This window comes from Bradyrhizobium sp. USDA 241 (assembly GCF_049739505.1).
GTDB lineage: Bacteria > Pseudomonadota > Alphaproteobacteria > Rhizobiales > Xanthobacteraceae > Bradyrhizobium > Bradyrhizobium liaoningense.
Map to the genome: position 1 here is coordinate 2077034 of NZ_JBMGPZ010000005.1, position 18433 is coordinate 2095466.

Consider the following 18433-nt stretch of genomic DNA (forward strand, 5'->3'; position numbering starts at 1 on the left):
TCCCTATTTTCTTCTCTGCTTTTTATTGGTCTTCTTGTTGCGTTCAGATCACCTTTCGCTCGGTGAGCCTTTCGACCTCCTGGTCGGAAAGGCCGAGCCAATTCCGAAACACCTCGTCATTGTCCTGGCCGACGTCGCCGGCGGCGTGGCGCATTTGCGCGGGATCATTTGCGAAGCGCGGGACGACATTGGTCATGGCGACCGTGCCGAAGTCCCGGTCGGGGACGCGGGTGATGACCTCGCGCGCTTTCACTTGCGGGTCGTCGGCGATCTGGTCGATCGAATAGATCGGGGCGAGCGTGCCTTGCGCGGCATTGAATCGCGCGAGAACCTCGTCGAGGGGATGGGTGGCACACCAGCCGGCGAAAATGCTGTTGAGTTCGGAAGCGTGCTGGACGCGCCGGTCGTTGCTGGCAAAGCGCGGATCGGTGATCAGGTCGGGCCGTTCGATCGCCCTGCAGTTCGCGGCAAAGAGGGCGTTGGTCGAACCTGCCAGCGTCACCCAGTGATCGTCGCTGGTGCGAAACACGGCGGCCGGGGCCGAATAGCCGTTGGCATTGCCGATGCGGCTGCGAACGGTGCCGAGCTGATCGTGCTCGATGGCGAGGACGTCGAGCAGGCGGAAGGTCGCTTCGGTCAGCGAAAGATCGATCTCCTCGCCGGGCGCATCGGGGTCGCGCGCTCGCTTCCACAGCGCCGCGAGCACGCCAACGGCGCCGAACAGGCCTCCGATCGAATCCCCGATCGGGTAGCCGGGATGCGTCGGCTCGCCCTCGCGCTCGCCGGTGATGTAGGTCAGGCCGCCCATGGCCTCGAAGATGCGGGCAAAGCCGGGGCGTTCGCGATAGGGCCCATCCTGCCCGAAGGCGGTGGCGCGCAGAATCACGAGGCGCGGCTGGATCGACCACAGCACCTCCTTAGGAAGACCCCAGCGATCCAGCGTTCCCGGACGAAAATTCTCGATCAGCACGTCGAACCGCGGAAGCAGCTGCTTGAACAGCGCGAGCCCTTCCGGCGTGCGCAGGTCGAGCGTGGCAAACTTCTTGTTGCGGTTGGCGGCCTTCCACCACAGCGGCTTGCCGTCCTTGAACGGCGGAAACGACCGCACGCCGTCGCCGTGCCCGGGCATCTCGATCTTGAGCACGTCCGCGCCGTAGTCGGCCAGCAGCGTGGCAGCGAACGGCGCGGCGATGATCGTCGCGATGTCGAGAACCTTCAATCCTTCGAGCGGCCCAGCCATGTCATGTCCCGCCGCTTGTGATCTTCTTGGTTTTGCGCGGCGGCGTCGTGAGTTCTGCCTGCCCGACGATGGCGCGGATGCTGTCGGCGAGCGCCGCGATGCGCGGACCGATCTCGCCCTCGAGCTGACCTGGCTGGAGCCGGAAGGCGGGGATGCCGCAATTGATCGAGAACGACTGCTTCGATTCGCTCGCATGAAACAGCGGCGCGGCGACGGCATGGATCGAAGCCATGTACTCGCCCCAGCAGGTGCAGAAGCCGCGGTTTTTGCATTGCGCGATCCCGGCGCGGTATTTGTCCCGGAACGTCGACCACAGCCCGGCGTCTTCGGCGGCGATGTTCCGTTCCAGCCGGTCTGCATCGGCCGGCGGCAAGGTCGACGCCGCGGCGCGGCCCATGGCGGTCATCACGACGGGAATGGGCATGCCGATGTCGGGCACGTGCGGGCCGACATCGCCGGAGCGCGCGGTCTCCACATAGATCATCGAGGTGGCATCGAGCAGGCCGATCGAGACCGTGCCGCGGACGCTGTGCGCCAGCTCCTGCATCATGGGCCGCGCGACTTGGCGGAATTGCATTCCGGCGAGCAGGGGATGCGCCATCCGCAGCGCCCGCGCACCGACGCGGTACTTCGCCCGCTCGGCGTCGTAGCGGAGATAGCCGAGCTCGGCCAGCGTATGGGTCAGCCTCGCCACTGTCGGCCGCGGGATGCCCGTCAATGTCGACAGCTCCATGTTGCCGAGCAGCGTGCTCCCGGCCTTGAACGCCTCGATCACGACGAGCCCCTTTGCCAGCGTCGTGGCGAAAGCGGCGTCGTCGGCGCTGTCCGCGAGCACTGCTGCGGCGGAGGAGGGCGGATGTCGTGGCTTGGATGAGCTCGTCGGGGCCATTCCTAATTATCAGACAGGCCCAGCTCGGATGTCCAATAGATTCGCCAATGGCGCGGATATTGTCCGATATGTGGACGCGACTGTACTTGGGACACTTCCGTGAGGGGCAGCTCTCAAACGACCGAGCAGACAGATTTTTGTCGCGATTGCATGCCGTCCTGTGACAGGATTATTACGACGGCATGTCAGATCGATAATTTAGCGGAGCGGCTCATGTTGCAGTGGCAGGCGCGGTCAAATCCCCTCGCGTGGTGGTGGGGATCCCTTACGCTTGTGAGCAGCGCCAATATTCTCGTCTGGTTCATGCTCTATCGCGAGTTCTATCCGACGGTGGCAGGCAGCATCAGTGGCGGCTCGGATATCGGGCTGATGTTCCTGCTGTGCGCCGGGTATGTGTTCGGCTGTGCCTTCCGCTCGGTGCTGCCGCGTGCCGACGTGCAGCGCATCTGCCTGTTCGACACCTGGCTATCGAGCGTCTTCGTGGGACGTTCGGTCGCGACCGTCGCCGAGGTCTGCTTCGCGGCGCAATGGGCCATCATCCTGCATCAACTCGGCACCATGACCGGCGCCGAGACGGTGGTAAACATCGCGTGGGTGATCGTCCCGGTGATCATCATCGCCGAATGCTTCTCCTGGTACGCGGTGGTGACCACCAACTATCTCTACAACGCGATCGAGAATTCGCTGTGGGCGGTGACCTTCTTCCTCGCCGGCATCGCGCTGTGCCGTCTGATGCCGGAATTCCAGGGCGTGGTGCGCTGGGCGCTGATGTCAGGCGTCGTCGGCATCGCCTGCTTCCTCGCTTTCCTCATCACCGTCGACGTACCCATGTATCTCAGCCGCTGGCGGGCAGGGCACGCCGAGGGCAACAGGTTCCTCGGCTTTCTCGAGGGCCTGCATGACGTCTCGACGCGCTGGGTCGTGACCCACGACATCGCGCATTGGAAGGGCGAGCTGACCTGGATGTTCCTGTATTTCAGCGCCGCGGTATGGTCGAGCCTCGCGCTCTGCGCGCTCTACGCGATGGAAGGCTACATCACGCGCTATCTGGCCTAGCGATTATTTGCCGACCAGGCTGCATTTGCTGCGGTCGAGCGGACGAAAGGCCTGGTCGGGCGGGATCGTCGCGACCAGCTTGACGAAATCCCACGGGCCTTTCGATTCTTCCGGCGTCTTGACCTGAACCAGATAGAGATCGTGCACCATGCGCTGGTCCTCGCGAATGCGGCCGTTGGGCGTGTAGGCATCTGACACCGGGGTTGCCTTCATCTTCGCCATCACGGTCGCGCTGTCGTCGGAATCGGTGTCCTTGATCGCTTGCAGATAATGGCGCACGGCGGAGTAGACGCCGGCCTGGATCTGCGAGGGCATCGCCTTGCGCCGCCCATAGAATGCATCCGAGAATTTTCGGGCGGCGGGCGAGACGTCCTCGAAGAACGAGGTGACGATGAGATCACCGCGCGTCGCCTTCAAGCCCACGGACTCGATGTCGACGTTCTGGAACGACATTGGCACGATCTTCATGCCCTGATCGGCGAGCCCGAATTCCTCAGCCTGCTTGATCGCGGTCGCGTTGTCGCCGGCGACGTTGATGGCCAGGATCTTGGCGCCCGACGACTGCGCCTGGAGCAGGAATGAGCTGTAATCGGGCGTGCCAAGCTGCGCCTTGACGCCGCCGGCGACCTTGCCGCCCAGCGCGGCGATGCGGTCGCGCGCGGTCGCCTCGATCGAATGGCCGAACGCGTAGTCGCCGGTGATGAAGAACCACGGCTCCTTGCTGGTCTGCATGATGCCGGAGACCACCGCAGTCGCCGTGGAGTAGGCGTCCTGGGTCCATTGCACGCTGGTCGGCGCGCAGGCCTCGTCGGTCAGCTGGTTCGCGCCGGCGCCGGAGATGAGGAATATCTTGCCATTGCCGCGCACCAGCTCCTGAACGGCGAGCGCCGCGCCGGAGCTGCCGCCATCGGCGATTGCCTGCACCCCGTCGCTGAACCATTTTCGCGCGAGGGATGCCGCGAGATCCGGCTTGTTCTGGTGATCAGCCTGCAGGATCTCGATCGGCTTGCCGTTGATCTTGCCGCCGAACTCCTCCGCTGCCATGCGCGCCGCCTCGACCGAGCCCGGACCCATCGCGGTTGCGAATACGCCGTTCATGTCGGTGAGCACGCCGATGCGGATGGCGTCGCCCTTGATTTCGGCCTGCGCAGCGGAGCCGGCGAGCGCGAGTGTCATCAGCAGGGTGGCGGCGGAGGTGGTGCGGGTCGTGCCCATGGCGTTTCCTGATTTTATCGTTGATTGATCGGTCTTGACGGTCAGTCCGGTTCGGCGATCACCGTGTTGCGCAAGGTGCCGATGCCGGAAATCTCGACCTCGACGGTGTCGCCGGGGCGCATCCACAGCGGCGGCGTGCGCTTGGCGCCGACACCGCCCGGCGTGCCCGTGACGATGACGTCGCCGGGCACGAGCGGGCAGATGGTGGAGATGTAGGCGATCAGTTCGGGGATGGCGGTGATCAGGAGATCCGTCGTGGTGTCCTGCACGACGTTGCCATTTAGCCGGGTCTGCAAAGTGAGCTTTGACGGATCGGGAATCTCGTCCGTCGTCACTAGCCACGGACCGAAACTGCCGCTCTCGGCAAAGGTCTTGCCGGCGAGGAATTGACTGGTGTGGCGCTGCCAGTCGCGGATGCTGCCTTCGTTGTAGCAGGAATAGCCGGCGACGTGGTCGAGCGCGCGGCCGGCGGGAATGTGACGACCCGCCTTGCCGATGACGAGCGCGAGCTCGCCTTCATAGTCGAAATCGTCGCTGACCTTCGGTTTCATGATGGGCTGGAGATGGCCGACCTGGCTGCACGGGAAGCGAACGAACAGAGCCGGCTTCTCTGTGACGGTGCGGCCGGTCTCGGCCACGTGGTCGCGATAGTTGAGACCGACGCAGATGATCTTGCCGGGATCGGGGATCACGGGTGCGAAGGTGATGCTGTCGAGCGGATGGTCGGGGGCAGTGGTGGCTGCAAGCTTGGCCGCTTCGGCGACGCGGCCAGCTTCAAGCAACTGTCGCAGCGTTGTGCAGCCCGTCATGCGCGAGCCCAGATCGACGACGCCATTGTCCTTGACGGCTCCGAACGAGGTGCGGCCGTTGGCGATGAAAGAGAGCAGCTTCATGGGGTGTCCTTGGGATGTTCGCTCAGGCCGCGGACGGCACGTGGGTTGGAGGCGTGATGGCGGCCAAGAGCCGGTCGAGGTCGGTCTCGTTACGGGCGGTGCCGCGGATGTAGCGGTCGGGGCGAACGAGTGCGGCGATGATGCCGTGCTCGCGCAGCCAAGGGCCGACGGCCTCGGCATCATTGCTGGTCAGGATCTCGATCCCCGGCAGTGAATGAGCGGGACGCGAAGGGGGCGTGGCCGAGCTATCGACGAGCAGGACATGGCCGTAGCCGATCCGGTCGTCGCTGCGGCTGCCGTCTCGCAGCGCGAACTGCGGCGCGAGATGTCCGGCGAGAGGCAGATCGCCGAGCGCGAGCCCGGGGCCGAGCAGGGGCTTTTTCACCTCCAGCTTGATCGGCGCATTTTCGCGCACCTCGCCGGCGGCAAGGCCGGCCTCGATCGCCTTGGTGTTGATGATTCCGCCGAGGCGAATGGCGAGCTCGATGAATTCGCGCACATGCGGCTGGCGCTCGCTCTGATAGGTGTCGAGCAGGTGGGGCGGGGCGCCGTCGCGAATGACCGCGGCAAGCTTCCAGGCGAGGTTGGCGGCATCGCGGATGCCGGCGCACATGCCCTGGCCGAGAAAGGGCGGCGTCTGGTGCGCAGAATCGCCCGCGAGCACCAGTCGATCGTTCCGCCATTGCTGTGCGATGACGGAATGAAAGGTATAGACCGCGGCGCGCTCGATCTCGGCATCGTCGGGAGCGATCCAGCGCGACAAAAGCTCCCACACCTTCGCGGGTTGCGCGACCTCCTGGGAATCCTCGTCGGGGAGGACCGTGATCTCCCAGCGTCGGCGCCTGCCGGTGCCGCGCACATAAGTCGCGGGCCGCCTGGGATCGCAATGCTGGAGGCTGTAATCGCCAAGATCGTCGCGCTCGCGTTTGAGCAGGACGTCAATCACCAGCCACCGCTCGTGGAAGCCGAGGTCGGCCATGCCAGAACCGATGAAGCGGCGCACCAGCGAGCGGGCGCCGTCGCAGCCGATCACATAGCCGGCGCGAACTTCCATGAGCTTCCCGCTGGAGAGGTCTTCGTAGCGGACGCGCACGCCATCCTCGTCCTGATCGAGCGCGAACACATCGCAGCGGTTGCGCAGGGTGACGTGCGGCCAGCGGGCGAGCCCGCCGATCAAAACGTCCTCGAGGTCAGGCTGGTGGAAGCGGTAGCTGAGATTCCAGCCCATCGGCGTCAGCGTCTGTGGACGGGACCAATCCAGCATCATGCGACCGGCGGCATCGAGAAAGAGCATGCCGGGGCTGAGAATGACATGCGGCAGGATCGCGTCGGCGAGCCCGACCGTCTGGAACACGCGCATGCATTCGTCGTCGAAATGCACCGCTCGCGGCAAATGGTAGGTCCGCGCCTCGCGCTCCAGCACCAGCGTCCGCACGCCGCAGAGGCCGAGCAGGTTGGCGAGCGTGGCGCCCACCGGGCCGCGACCGACGATCACGACGTCAAACTCTTCAGGGACGGATTTATCTTGCATGGGGCTATCTCTTCCCCAAGCGATGCCACCCCTTCAACGCCGCCGCGCCAAGTGTCCGCCCAGCGGACGGGCATGTTGGGCTGGTCCTTTGCGGCTGTCCACCAGCCGGACACCTCCGTGATGGCGCTACGCGCGGCGGCAGCGTTTGGCTAGGGAAAGAGAAAAGGAAGTAAAATGCAGACTGCCTTCGGGCAGGCGATGGGAGGAATGGCGATGCTGCGAGCCGTGCTAGGCGTATGCGTTGCGCTGCAAATGCTGGCGTCACCAGCTTTCGCGGCCAATATCAAAGTCGGGATCATCCTGTCTGCCACGGGGCCGGCGGCCGCAATCGGCAATGCCGAGCGTAATGGTACCGCTTTTGGTCCTGCCGAAATCGCGGGCAGGAAGGTCGACTATCTCTTCCTCGACGAGGCTTCCGACAGCACGGCCGCGGTGGCTGCGCTGCGCAAGCTGTTTCAGGAAAGCAGCATAGATATCCTGGTCGGTCCGACCACCACGCCGGGCTCGTTCGCCGCGATCGACCCTGCGGTCGAATACAAGCTGCCGGTGATCACGCTCGCCCCGGTCAATGCGCTGGTTGCGCCGGTCGACGCACGGCGTCGCTGGATCTTCAAAACCACGACCAATGACGATCACGAAGCCACGCCGCTCTTTGCCAACATGAAGAAGACCGGGGTCAAGAAGCTGGCGCTGATCGGCTTCGGCGACTCCTATGGCGACGCCTGGAGCAAGGTCAGTGCGGATATGTGTGCAGCCGCTGGCATCGAGCTTGTCGCCGATGAGAAGTATGCGCGAACGGATACTACGGTGGTCGGTCAAATCCTGAAGATCATCGCGGCGGGGCCCGATGCGGTGTTGATTGCAGCATCCGGGGCGCCGGCGGCCCTTCCGCTGCTGCAACTGCGCGAGAAGGGATTTGCGGGGCAGGTCTACGGCACGCTCGGCGCGACTTTCGGCGACTTTCGCAAGCTGACCGGCGTGCAAGGCAACGGCATTTTGGTGCCGCTGAGCCCGGCGGTCGGCGCAGCGTCCTTCCCGGACGACTATCCCGCGAAGAAGGCTGCGCTCGAGTTCATTCAACGTTACGAGGCCAAGTTCGGCCCCGGCAGCCGCAACATCTTTGCCGGCTCCGCCTATGATGCGCTGATCCTGATCGAGCAGGCGGTGCCGGCTGCGCTGAAGGTCGCAGAGCCGGGCACGGCTGAGTTTCGGGAAGCGCTGCGTAGCGCGATCGAGGGTCTCAGGGGCGTCGCCGGCTCGCGCGGCGTCTATAGCTACGGCTCCAACGATCACACCGGGCTCGACCAGACCGCGCTCATGCTTGGCAAACTCGAAAACGGCGAGTGGATTGCCGTGCGCTGAGGCGGATCGTCATGATTTGAAGGAGCCGGGGACGATGCCCACCGTCACGAACTGCCCTGCCTACGACGTCGATCTCTACGACGACGAGGTCCTGCGCAATCCCTATCCCCACTATCGTGCGCTGCGTGAACTGGGCGCTGCGGTCTGGCTGCCGCGCAACAGCCTCTACGCACTGAGCCGCTTCGAGGACGTCCGCGCGGCATTGCGCAATCCCGGCTTGTTCTCGTCGGCCGAAGGCGTTGCCGCCAACGAGGTGGTCAATGAAATGTCGAAGGGCACAACGCTTGCAAGCGACGCCCCGCTGCATGACCGGTTGCGGGCGATCATCGCGGCGCCGTTGCTGCCGCGAGCGCTGGAGGACATCGGTCCCCGGATTCGCGCGGAAGCGAGACAACTGGTCGACGACCTCGTGAGACGCGGACGGTTCGACGCGGTGGCGGATCTGGCGCGGCACCTGCCGCTGACCATCGTCTCCAAGCTCGTCGGGCTCGAGGACTACGGTCGGAGCAGTATGCTGCGTTGGGCGTCAGCGACGTTCAACGTCCTTGGCACCATGAACGAGCGTGGCTGCACGGCCATGAAGGACGTTCAGGAGATGCGGGGGTATCTCGGGAGCGTTGCGATCCGCGAGCGACTGCGACCGGGCAGCTGGGGCCAACGGATTTTCGACGCCGGTGATCGCGGCGAGGTCGAGCCGGAACGCTGTCCGGTCCTGATGCGCGATTATCTCGGGCCGAGCCTCGACACCACGATCTTTGCCACAGCGAACCTGATCCTACTGTTTGGGCAGCATCCCGATCAATGGGACCTGGTGCGCCAGGACCCCGCGCTGATCCCGAATGCGATCAACGAGGCGTTGCGGCTTGAATCGCCGCTCCGCGGATTCACGCGTCACTTGACCGCCGACGCAACGATCGGCGACGCCGTCATCCCCGCCGGAAGCCGGGTCCTGCTGCTCTATGCGTCGGCCAACCGCGACGAACGGAAATGGCAGGATCCGGAGCGCTTCGACGTGCGTCGCCGCGCCAGCGATCATCTCGGTTTCGGCAACGGCACGCATATGTGCGCCGGCCTGCACTTGGCCCGGCTGGAAATGACGGCGCTTTTGGAGGCGCTGGTGGAGAAAGTTGCGCGCTTTGATATCGGTGAGCCCGTGCGGGCACTTAATAACGTCCTGCGCGGGCTTGCTTCGCTGCCGGTTCGCGTCTCCTAGGGACTGACTGGAATTGCGGCAGCGGTTTCGCTCATCAATGACACGAATTGTGAGATCGCATCTTCTGTTCCAAGTGCCGATCGAATCCAGATGATGGAGATGCAGCCGAATACGGCGCCGTCGCGGACGATGGGGACTGCGATCGAAGCGGTTTTTGGATTGTATTCGCCCTCGCTGCGAATGGCGTAGCCGCGGGCCTGCGTCTCGGCGATCATGCGGTCGAGGCGGCCAGCCTCGAGGAAGGGGCGGTCGTCGGCCTCATCGATCCGGCGCAGATGGGTCACGATCAGATCGCGTTCGCGCGCAGGGCAGGCGGCGAGATAGGCGCGGCCTGCGGACGTGCGCAGCATCGGCAGGCGCTTGCCGATCATGCCGCGGTCAATCGAGAGCGGGCTGCGAGAGTGTGTGGTCTCCTGAACCACCATCGCCGCGTTCTCATAGGTGGAGAGATCGACCGGCCAGACCAGTTTCTTGCTGAGATCGGCGAGATAAGGCGCCGCCGCCTGGCAGATCACCACGCCGGGATCATAGCCGTCGCCAAGGCTCAGCGCGCGCCGGGTGACTCGAAATCGGTCGTCGCTGGCGCTGCGGGCGATATAGCCGAGTTCCTCCAGCGTTTCGAGGAGGCGGTAGACGGTGGGTCGTGGCAGGTCGAGCGCGCGGGCGACGTCGCCGGCGCGGATGCCGCCGGAGCGGTTGACCTCGTGCAGCACGTCGAGCCCGCGCTTGAAGGCGCGGACGCCCTCGGACTGCCGAGGCTGGCCGTTCCGCGTCCGCTCCTTGGACACTTCGTATTTCCTCCCTTGTGGCACATCGCGGCGCGGCTATCGTCGTTGCGAACGCGAAGCGATTGCGGAACGCCACCGTAGGGTCGCGCGCGGCCGGTATCAAGCTCGCCGCAGTGCGGCGATCGCGATGCCTTCGGGAGGACGTCGATGGAAATCACAGCGCTCGGCTATATCGGGATCAGTTCATCCCAGCTCGACCAGTGGGGCCAGATGGCGACCGGGCTGCTCGGCATGCAGCAGGTCGATCGCGGCGGCAGGATGCGCGCCTTCCGCATGGACGACCGCAAGCAGCGGCTGATCGTGGACGGCAGCAGCGATGCCGGCCTTGCGGTGATGGGCTGGGAAGTTCCGTCGACTGACGAACTGGACCGGTTGGCAGGACGGCTGGAAGGCCATGGCATCAAGGTGGTCCGGGGCTCGCGCGCGCTCGCTGACGAGCGGCATGTCGCCGAGCTGATCACGTTTGCCGATCCCGCCGGCAACCGGCTGGAAGCGTTTTGCAAGCCGGAGCTTGCGAGCGAGCCCTTCAGGCCGGGCCGCCCGATCTCGGGCTTCCGCACCGGGGCGCTCGGCATGGGGCACGTCGTGCTCAATGTGGAGGATGTCGAGCCGCTGTTGCCGTTTTATCGCGACGTGCTCGGCTTTCACGTCTCCGATTTCGGGCTGAAGCCTTACGGGCTTTATTTCTTCCACGTCAATGGCCGCCACCACTCCTTTGCGATGGTCGGCTCGGGGCGGAAGGCGATGCATCACTTCATGGTCGAGCTCGGCAGTCTCGATGATGTCGGGCAGGGCTACGACCTCGCGCAGATGGACGAGGGGCGTATCGCCTACACACTGGGCCGGCACACCAATGACCACATGACCTCGTTCTACGTAAATACGCCGTCCGGCTTCTTCATCGAATACGGCTGGGGCGCGCGCGTCATGGATCCCGAGACCTGGCAGCCGCACGAGACCTTTGACGGGCCCTCGCTATGGAGCCACGAGCGGCTCCATATGCCCGAGGAGCAGCGCAAGCGCTTGCGCGACATGCGACTAGATGCGGCCGCGCGCGGCGTGCGCGTCGCCGACCCCCGCGTGCCGCCGCTCAACTGCGCATGGCTGGATTCGGTGATCGCGCGTGAATGATCTGCGGCCACGCCGCGGCGCAGCTCAGGTCTCGCCGAGATCGACCTCGGTCAAGATTCCCTGGCGCAGCGCCAGGCGGACCAGCTCGATGTCGGAGCCGACGCCGAGCTTGTCCTTGATCAGGGAATGCAGGTTCGCCACCGTCTTCGGGCTGACATGCAGCGTCTCGGCGATCTCCTCGGTCGTGTTCTCGGCGAGCAGCAGCCGCAGCACCTCGAATTCGCGCGGCGTCAGCACATCGGCGGCCGAGCTCTCGCCACTGATGCGGCTGAGCGCAAGCTCGTGGTCGATATCGGGGCTGATGGCGATCTTGCCGGCGAGCACGTCCTTGACCGCGCGCACCAGCGTCTCGGGCGGGCTGGTCTTGGTGACGTAACCCCTCGCACCGGCGCGGATCGCCTGCACGGCAAAGCCGGCATTCTCGTGCATGGTGAAGATGAGGATCCGTGCCGTCTTGTCCCACTGTCTGATCCGCCTGACGGCCTCGATGCCGCCGATGCCGGGCATGGTGAGGTCCATGATGACGAGGTCGGGCGCCTCGGATTTGTAGAGACGATAGGCCTCCTCACCATCGGCTGCCTCGGCGACGACGCGCAAGCCTGGCTGCTTCTGGAGCACCGAGCGGTAGCCCTCGCGGACGACGGAATGGTCGTCCACCAGCAGAATGGTGGCGTCGGCCGCGCTCATGCCGCGTGCTCCAGCGCCTGCCGATCGGCGGCCGCGAGTGGAATGAACACGCGCAGCGCCGAGCCGTGAGGGCCGGTCTCGAAGCTCAGCCGTCCGCGCAGCGCGGCGACGCGCTCGCGCATGCCGAGCAGGCCCATGCCGGATTTGGCGGCAGCCTCGTTCGGCCGGCCGTCGTCCTCGATCGCGAGCGCGATCTCATCGTTGGCCATCGTCAGATGCAGGCTGACCTTCGTTGCGCCGGCGTGCTTGGCCGCATTGGTGAGCGCCTCCTGCACGATGCGGTAGAGATTGGCGCTGACCGAGGCAGGCACGCTCTCGAAGGCACCGTCGAACCGGATATCGAAGCGGGGCTGGCCGCGGCTGCGGCCGTTCCACCCCGACACCAGTCCTTCGAGGCTCGCGACGAGGCCGAGCTCGTCGACATCGGGCGGCCGCAACCGGAACAGCGCGCCCCGCAGCGTCTCCATCATGCCGGTCGCGGTCCGGGCAATGCCGTCGCACTCTCCGAGCAAGGCGGGACAGTCCTGCGCCGCAGTCTGGCGGGCGGACGCGGCAAGCGCGCGGATGGCGGCGAGCGACTGGCCGAACTCGTCATGCAGCTCGCGCGCGAGATGGCGGCGCTCGTCATCCTGGAGCGCGATCAGCTTCCGCGTCAGCTCGTTGCGTTCGGCAAGCGCGGTGTCGAGGCTTTCGGCGAGATGGTTGAAGACGTCCCGGATGGCGGAGAGCTCGGCGAGGTCGAATGGCGGCAGCCGCGTCGTAAGATCGCCGGCAGCGATGCGCTCGAGACCGTTGCCGATCATGCGGGTGGGGCGCAGGGCGCGGGCCAGCGCGGCATAGACCAGCGCGCAGAGCAGCGGCAGCGCGATCGCAAGCGCGATCATCAGGCGGCCGGCCTCGTGCCAGGCCTCGGCCGTCTGCACGGCCGCATCGACCGAGACCACGGTCTCACCGAGCTTCGTTCCGCGCACGATCACGGGCCGTGCCGCCTCGCGGCCGGGGTTGAACAGGCTGCGGTAGAAGGCGGTGAAGGCCTGCGGCGGCGGGCTCGCCGGGGCAGGCGCGCCGCTACAGAAGCGCTGGAGGATGTCGCCGCTCGTGCCGCGGAATGCCAGACACAGGCCGGGCGTCATCACATAGGCAGAAACAGGATCGAGATTCGGAAAGTCCGAACGCGAGCTGGCCACCCACTGGACCTTGCCCTGTTGCAGCTCCAGCGACTTCGCCACGATGGCGGCGATACCGTCGATGCGCGCATACGCGGCGCGGTCGGCCGTCACGAGGAAATAGGCGGAAATCGCGGCGAAGCAGGCAGCCGATATCGCGGCCACGCGCAGCGTCAGACGGATCTTGAGATCGAACCTCGGGCGATTCCACATCGGCGGACACCTGGTGCGAACGGATTTGTCGCTCCCGCATTAAAGGGCAGAACGCAGGCGGCGGGAAGCGTTCCCGCCTTACCGCGGTGCAACGTCGTGAAATTTTCCCGGCATTCGTCGGGACGGTTACGGCTGCATGGCGTCAGGCGACCCGTCCAGTTTTGCGGGCCGCTCCATCGATGAGGCCCGTTCATGCACCGCTCCCGGCTGATTCTCGTCTTTCTCCTCTGCGTCCTCTCTAGCTCGCGGGCCGATGCCGCGGACGCCATTGGCGTAGCCATGGACGATTTCAGCTACACCGATACCTCGGCCGAGCCAGCCGACCAGACCGCCGCCCACGAGCGGCGGCTGGCAGCGTTCATGGCCGCGCTTCGAAGGGACATCGGTGCGGATCCGCGCTATCGGCTGGTTCCGTCCGCGCAGGACGGCGCGGCGTTCAAGGTGATCGGCGGCATCCAGAAGACGAGCACGCTGGTGCAATGGGCCAAGATCGCCGTGATCGAAATCGGCGCCAAGAAGCTCGTGATGGACAAGCTCTACAGCTTCCGCGGCGACAATGATGAATCCTGGGAGCGCGCCGAGATTTTCGTCTCCCGCGAGATCATGGCTGCGCTCGCGACGCCCGCGCCGGTTGCGCTCGCCGTGTTCGATTTCGAGCTCGAGGATACGACCGCCTCGGCCGGCACATCGGCAGCATCGGACGCGTCATACATGGCCGAGGTGACCGGCGGCGTGCGCGAGGCGCTGGGCCAATCCGGCCGCTACCGCATCGTCGACATCAGCGGCGCGCGCGGCGAGGCGGAGAAGGGGCGGGCCTTGCGCGATTGCGGCGGTTGCGAGGCGGCGATCGCGAAAGAGCTCGGCGCGGATCAGTCGCTGATCGGCGTGGTGCGGCGGGTGAGCCGCACCGAATACACGCTCGGCTTCCGGGTGCGCGACGCCAGGACCGGCACGGTGCTGACGCGTGGTGACAGCGGCCTGCGCATGGGCGCGGACTATTCCTGGAAGCGCGGGGCCGTACGGCTGGTCAGCGACCGGCTGATCGAGAGCCAGTAGCGCGGTTCAGAACGTCAGCTGCACCTTCATCGACTGCGTGCGGTCGCTGGCAAGCTCGAAGGCGGCGACCGCGTTCTCGAACGGCATGGTGGCCGTGATCAGCGGCTTCACGTCGATCAGGCCTTCGCCCATCAGGCGCACCGCCAGCTCGAACTCGGGGTCGAAGCGGAAGGTGCCGCGGAGCTGCAATTCGTTGGCGACGATGGCGTTGATCGGCAGCGTCATCTCGCCGCCGAGGCCGAGCTGCACCAGCGTCGCGCCCGGCCTGAGCACGTCGAGCGCGGTGCGCAGCGCCGCCTGATTGCCGGAGGCCTCGAACAGCGTGTCGAACACGCCCTTGCCGGCGCGCCAGGGATCGAGCGCGGCAGCGTCGGTCGCGACGTTGATGGCGTGCGTGGCGCCGAGCTTCCTGGCGACCGCGAGCGGTGCGTCCGCGACATCGGTCACCACGATCTCGGCCGCGCCGCCGAAGCGCGCGACCAGAATCATCAACGCACCGATCGGACCGCAGCCGGTGATCAGGACGCGCTTGCCGAGCAGGGGACCGGCCTGCTTGCCGGCATGCAGGCAGACCGCGAGCGGCTCGGCGACCGCGGCTTCGGCGAGCGAGAGCTTGTCCGCGATCGGCACGGCCTGCGTCGCATCGATCGTGATGAATTCGCGAAAGCCGCCCTGCACGTGGGGAAAGCGCATCGCGCTGCCGAGGAAACGCATGTCGAGGCACTGGTTACGCATGCCCTCCTGGCAATGCAGGCACACCCCGCACGGCTTGCTCGGGTTGACTGCAACGCGGGTACCGGGCTTCACGCTGCTGACGCCGTCACCGACCGCCGCAACCACGCCGGCAATTTCATGCCCCAGCGCCATCGGCTGCTGAATGCGGACGACGCCGAAACTGCCGTGATGGTAATAATGCAGGTCCGAGCCGCAGATGCCGCCATTGGCGATCTTGACGCGGACTTCGCCCGGACCGGGCGCCGGATCGGGATACAGGTCGATCCGCAGGTCCTTCGGTGCGTGGATGACGACGGCGCGCATGGCTTGCTCCCTAGACTTCGCGATTACATCGCGGCGATCATGCCGCCATCGACATAGATGATCTGACCATTGACATAAGTCGAGGCGTCCGAGGCGAGGAAGATCGCCGCGCCCACCAGCTCGTCCGGCTTGCCCCAGCGCTTCGAGGGGATGCGGCCCATCAGCCAGTTGTTGAAGTCGGCGTTGTTGACCAGCGCCTCGTTCATGTCGGTCAGCATGTAGCCGGGGCCGATCGCATTGGCCTGGATGCCGTGCTGGGCCCATTCCACCGCCATCGAGCGGGTCAGGTTCTTGATGCCGCCCTTGGCCGCGGTGTAGGGCGCGATGGTGGGACGCGCGAGCTCGCTGCCGAGCGAGCCGATGTTGATGATCTTGCCGTGCTTGCGCGGGATCATGCGCTTGGCCGCCTCGCGGCCGATCACGAAGGCGCTGGTGAGATTGGTCTCGATCACCTTGCGCCACTCGTCGGTGGTGAATTCCACCAGCGGTTTGCGGTGCTGGATGCCGGCATTGTTGACGAGGATGTCGGCGGCGAGCCCTTCGCGATCGAAGCGCTCGAAGGCGGCGACGATGGCAGGCTCGTCGGTGACGTTGAACGCGGCGCCTTCAGCTTGATGCCCTGCGGCCCGAAACTCGGCGACGGCCTGCTCGACGCGCTGGGGATCGACCCCGTTGACGATGATCCTGGCGCCGGCCCTGGCCATGCCCTCGGCGATGGCACGGCCGAGGCCGCGGGAGGAGCCGGTCACGAGTGCGGTGCGGCCGGAAAGATCGAAAAGGGAAGTGCTCATCTCGGGAAGTCCTCAGACGTTGGAGCGGCGCACGGTGAGATCGGAGCGGTCGAAGACATCAGGCAGGAGGTCGACGCCGAGGCCAGGTCCTTCCATCGGATAGACGTAACCGTCCTTGATAACAGGCATCGTGGTGACGAGCTCATTGTACCAGCCCTTGTAGAAGGCGCGCACCGATTCCTGAATCAGCGTATTGGGCTGGCTGAACGACATGTGGATGGCGGCGATGAAGCCGATCGGGCCGATGCAATCGTGCGGTGCGAAGGGCCGGTGATAGGTCTCGGCCATCGCCGCGATCTTGCGGCCCTCGGTGAGGCCGCCGGTCCAGCACAGATCCGCCATCACCACGTGCATGGCGTCGCGGTCGAGCATGTCCTTGTAGGGGAAGCGCGAGCCCAGCGTCTCGCTGGCGCAGACCCAGACGTCGGTCGAGCGCGCATACTCGGCCAGCGCCTGCGGCGAGTTCATGCGGATCGGGTCCTCGTACCAGGTCGGCTTGTAGGGCTCGAGCGCGCGTGCGATCTGCTTGGCGGTCGGCAGGTTCCATAGCGAGTGGAGCTCGACCATGATCTCCATCCTGTCGCCGACCGCCTTGCGGATCTTCTCGAAAGGCTCGATGGCCTGCTTCATTTGCGCGGCGGTGATGTAGAGGCCCTTGTTCTCCTGCGCGGCCGGATCGAACGGCCAGATCTTCATGGCGGAGATGCCGCTTTCCAGAAGGCTCTCGGCGAGCGCGTCGGCGCGATGCATGAAACCGTCGAGATCTTCGTAAGGTCCCTTGGAGGCGCCGAGGTTCCAGTTCGCGACCGGGCTGATATTGGTCGAGCGGACATATTGCGTGCCGGCGCAGGTGTTGTAGATGTGCTGCTTGTCGCGGCAGAGGCCGCCGAGCATCTGGTGCACCGGCTGGCCGCAGACCTTGCCGAACAGATCCCACAGCGCGATGTCGATCGCCGAGGCGGCGCGATATTCGACACCGGTCGAGGACTGCGCCATCGGCAGGTTCAGCATGTCGCGGTGGATGGCTTCGATATGCAGGGGATTGCGACCGAGCAGGCGGCCGGCAAAGGTGTCGTGGATCTGCGCCTCGACCGCGCCCGCGCCGTAGAACGTTTCGCCGAGCCCGATCACACCCGTGTCGGTGTGAACGCGGACCCAGATGACGTTTGAAAATTCCTCGGTACGCAGCGTCTCGATCGATGTGATCTTCACGGCAATTGTCCTCCCATTACAGACGTCGCGCGTCCGTAGTCTCATTTTGCACTGCAACATGTTGCAGGTCGCGCGGGAGTCTTACGCCTGCTTGTAATATATCACAACATGTTTTAAGGCTCGAACAAACAGGGCGCCATCCAGCAACGAGAGCGCGGGCCGACGGGAGAGAACGACATGGCAAAGCGCAAGCGCGCACTCGAGGTGGTGAGAAACGACGACGACGGCGAGGGCAAGCCCTCGCGGCGCAACCGGCTCAATTTCTTCGAGCTGGCCTACCAGAAGATCGAAGAGCTCCTCGTTCATTGCGAGCTCAAGCCCGGACAATTCATGACGATGCTGGAATTGCAGCACATCACCGGCTTCGGGCGCACACCGGTGCATCACGCCGTCAATCGCCTCTCGGCGGATACCCTGATCATCATCCGGCCCCGTCACGGTCTGCACATCGCGCCGATCGATCTGGCGCGCGAGCGCATGCTGCTCGGCCTGCGCCGCGACATGGAGCGCTTCGTGATCCGCCTCGCCGCCGATCGCGCCAGCCTCTCGCATCGCAATCAGGCGCTGCACATCGAGCGTGTCCTGCGCGAGCGCCGCGCCAGCCTGACCCTCGACGAATTCAACAATATCGACCGCCGCATCGACGCGCTGGTGCTAGAGGCGGCCGGCGAGCCGTTCCTGGTGCATACGATGCGGCCACTGCATACGCTGTATCGGCGCATCGGCTATATCCACCACCGCTTCATGCCGGGGCAGGCGGACCTGTCGGGCACGATCGATCATCATCTCGCCATTCTTGCAGCCGTCGCCAACCGCCGCGTCGAGGATGCGGTGAAGGCGAGCGATGCCCTGATCGACTACATGGACTTGATGTTCACGGGCATGGAGGCGGGGATCGATCCGCGCCTGCTCGATTGCAGCATCGAGCCGCTGCTCGGCGCGTAGAAAGTTT

General features: G+C 65.4%; 17 protein-coding genes. 6 read left to right on the forward strand and 11 right to left on the reverse strand.

The genetic code is table 11. The annotated features are described in order from the left end of the window. Window positions 1-43: 43 nt before the first annotated feature. Window positions 44-1240 carry a CaiB/BaiF CoA transferase family protein gene (locus tag ABIF91_RS31780; protein WP_028180316.1) on the reverse strand — a complete coding sequence of 399 codons (1197 nt, stop codon included), beginning with the start codon at window positions 1238-1240 and terminating at the stop codon, window positions 44-46. Window position 1241: 1 nt separating this feature from the next. Then, complete coding sequence (locus ABIF91_RS31785) at window positions 1242-2129, reverse strand: IclR family transcriptional regulator (protein WP_028180317.1); 888 nt, start codon at window positions 2127-2129, stop codon at window positions 1242-1244. 213 nt (window positions 2130-2342) lie between these two features. Between ABIF91_RS31785 and ABIF91_RS31790 the strand changes: the two genes are divergently transcribed. Further along, complete coding sequence (locus tag ABIF91_RS31790) at window positions 2343-3185, forward strand: hypothetical protein (protein WP_028180318.1); 843 nt, start codon at window positions 2343-2345, stop codon at window positions 3183-3185. A 3-nt stretch (window positions 3186-3188) separates the two neighbouring features. Here ABIF91_RS31790 and ABIF91_RS31795 read toward each other — a convergent pair whose 3' ends face one another. Genes ABIF91_RS31795 through ABIF91_RS31805 form a run of 3 tightly spaced genes read right to left on the reverse strand, consistent with a single transcriptional unit; the run spans window position 3189 to window position 6824 of the window. Next, on the reverse strand, window positions 3189-4400 hold the full coding sequence (locus tag ABIF91_RS31795; RefSeq protein WP_028180319.1) for an ABC transporter substrate-binding protein: 1212 nt from the start codon (window positions 4398-4400) through the stop codon (window positions 3189-3191). A gap of 41 nt (window positions 4401-4441) precedes the next feature. Then, window positions 4442-5293 carry a fumarylacetoacetate hydrolase family protein gene (locus ABIF91_RS31800; protein WP_028180320.1) on the reverse strand — a complete coding sequence of 284 codons (852 nt, stop codon included), beginning with the start codon at window positions 5291-5293 and terminating at the stop codon, window positions 4442-4444. Window positions 5294-5315: 22 nt separating this feature from the next. Further along, entirely contained in the window at window positions 5316-6824 is a 1509-nt protein-coding gene (locus ABIF91_RS31805) for a bifunctional 3-(3-hydroxy-phenyl)propionate/3-hydroxycinnamic acid hydroxylase (protein WP_028180321.1), read from the reverse strand. A 174-nt stretch (window positions 6825-6998) separates the two neighbouring features. On the opposite strand from ABIF91_RS31805, the gene ABIF91_RS31810 reads away from it, so the two are divergent. Beyond that, a complete protein-coding gene (locus ABIF91_RS31810; protein ID WP_244430039.1) occupies window positions 6999-8186 on the forward strand; it encodes an ABC transporter substrate-binding protein in 1188 nt (395 codons plus the stop codon). A gap of 34 nt (window positions 8187-8220) precedes the next feature. After that, a complete protein-coding gene (locus ABIF91_RS31815; RefSeq protein ID WP_028180323.1) occupies window positions 8221-9399 on the forward strand; it encodes a cytochrome P450 in 1179 nt (392 codons plus the stop codon). On the opposite strand, the gene ABIF91_RS31820 is transcribed toward ABIF91_RS31815, so the two are convergent. After that, window positions 9396-10187: a DNA-binding transcriptional regulator gene (locus tag ABIF91_RS31820; protein ID WP_028180324.1), complete on the reverse strand. Its 792-nt coding sequence runs from the start codon at window positions 10185-10187 to the stop codon at window positions 9396-9398. The two genes, ABIF91_RS31815 and ABIF91_RS31820, sit on opposite strands and share 4 nt — an antisense overlap. Window positions 10188-10334: 147 nt before the next feature. Here ABIF91_RS31820 and ABIF91_RS31825 point away from each other — a divergent pair, with 147 nt between their 5' ends. After that, on the forward strand, window positions 10335-11318 hold the full coding sequence (locus ABIF91_RS31825) for a VOC family protein (protein WP_424579585.1): 984 nt from the start codon (window positions 10335-10337) through the stop codon (window positions 11316-11318). A gap of 24 nt (window positions 11319-11342) precedes the next feature. Here the strand turns inward: ABIF91_RS31825 and ABIF91_RS31830 are convergent, their stop codons facing one another. Together ABIF91_RS31830 and ABIF91_RS31835 are read right to left on the reverse strand one after the other, a co-directional pair. Next, on the reverse strand, window positions 11343-12005 hold the full coding sequence (locus ABIF91_RS31830; protein ID WP_028177354.1) for a response regulator: 663 nt from the start codon (window positions 12003-12005) through the stop codon (window positions 11343-11345). Next, entirely contained in the window at window positions 12002-13384 is a 1383-nt protein-coding gene (locus ABIF91_RS31835; protein ID WP_028177355.1) for a sensor histidine kinase, read from the reverse strand. The genes ABIF91_RS31830 and ABIF91_RS31835 overlap by 4 nt, the downstream gene beginning before the upstream one ends. Window positions 13385-13576: 192 nt before the next feature. On the opposite strand from ABIF91_RS31835, the gene ABIF91_RS31840 reads away from it, so the two are divergent. Beyond that, entirely contained in the window at window positions 13577-14440 is an 864-nt protein-coding gene (locus ABIF91_RS31840; protein WP_028177356.1) for a DUF3280 domain-containing protein, read from the forward strand. 6 nt (window positions 14441-14446) lie between these two features. On the opposite strand, the gene ABIF91_RS31845 is transcribed toward ABIF91_RS31840, so the two are convergent. From ABIF91_RS31845 to ABIF91_RS31855, 3 genes are read right to left on the reverse strand one after another with little or no spacing between them, the layout of a single operon-like run. Further along, a complete protein-coding gene (locus tag ABIF91_RS31845) occupies window positions 14447-15478 on the reverse strand; it encodes an L-idonate 5-dehydrogenase (RefSeq protein ID WP_424579586.1) in 1032 nt (343 codons plus the stop codon). A 23-nt stretch (window positions 15479-15501) separates the two neighbouring features. Then, window positions 15502-16269, reverse strand: coding sequence for a glucose 1-dehydrogenase (locus ABIF91_RS31850; protein ID WP_028177358.1), 768 nt, complete (start codon window positions 16267-16269; stop codon window positions 15502-15504). A 12-nt stretch (window positions 16270-16281) separates the two neighbouring features. After that, window positions 16282-17481 (reverse strand): mandelate racemase/muconate lactonizing enzyme family protein, encoded by a 1200-nt coding sequence (locus ABIF91_RS31855; protein WP_424579587.1) that lies wholly within the window; start codon window positions 17479-17481, stop codon window positions 16282-16284. A gap of 177 nt (window positions 17482-17658) precedes the next feature. Between ABIF91_RS31855 and ABIF91_RS31860 the strand changes: the two genes are divergently transcribed. Further along, a complete protein-coding gene (locus ABIF91_RS31860) occupies window positions 17659-18426 on the forward strand; it encodes a GntR family transcriptional regulator (RefSeq protein ID WP_028177360.1) in 768 nt (255 codons plus the stop codon). The last annotated feature ends 7 nt before the right edge of the window (window positions 18427-18433 follow it).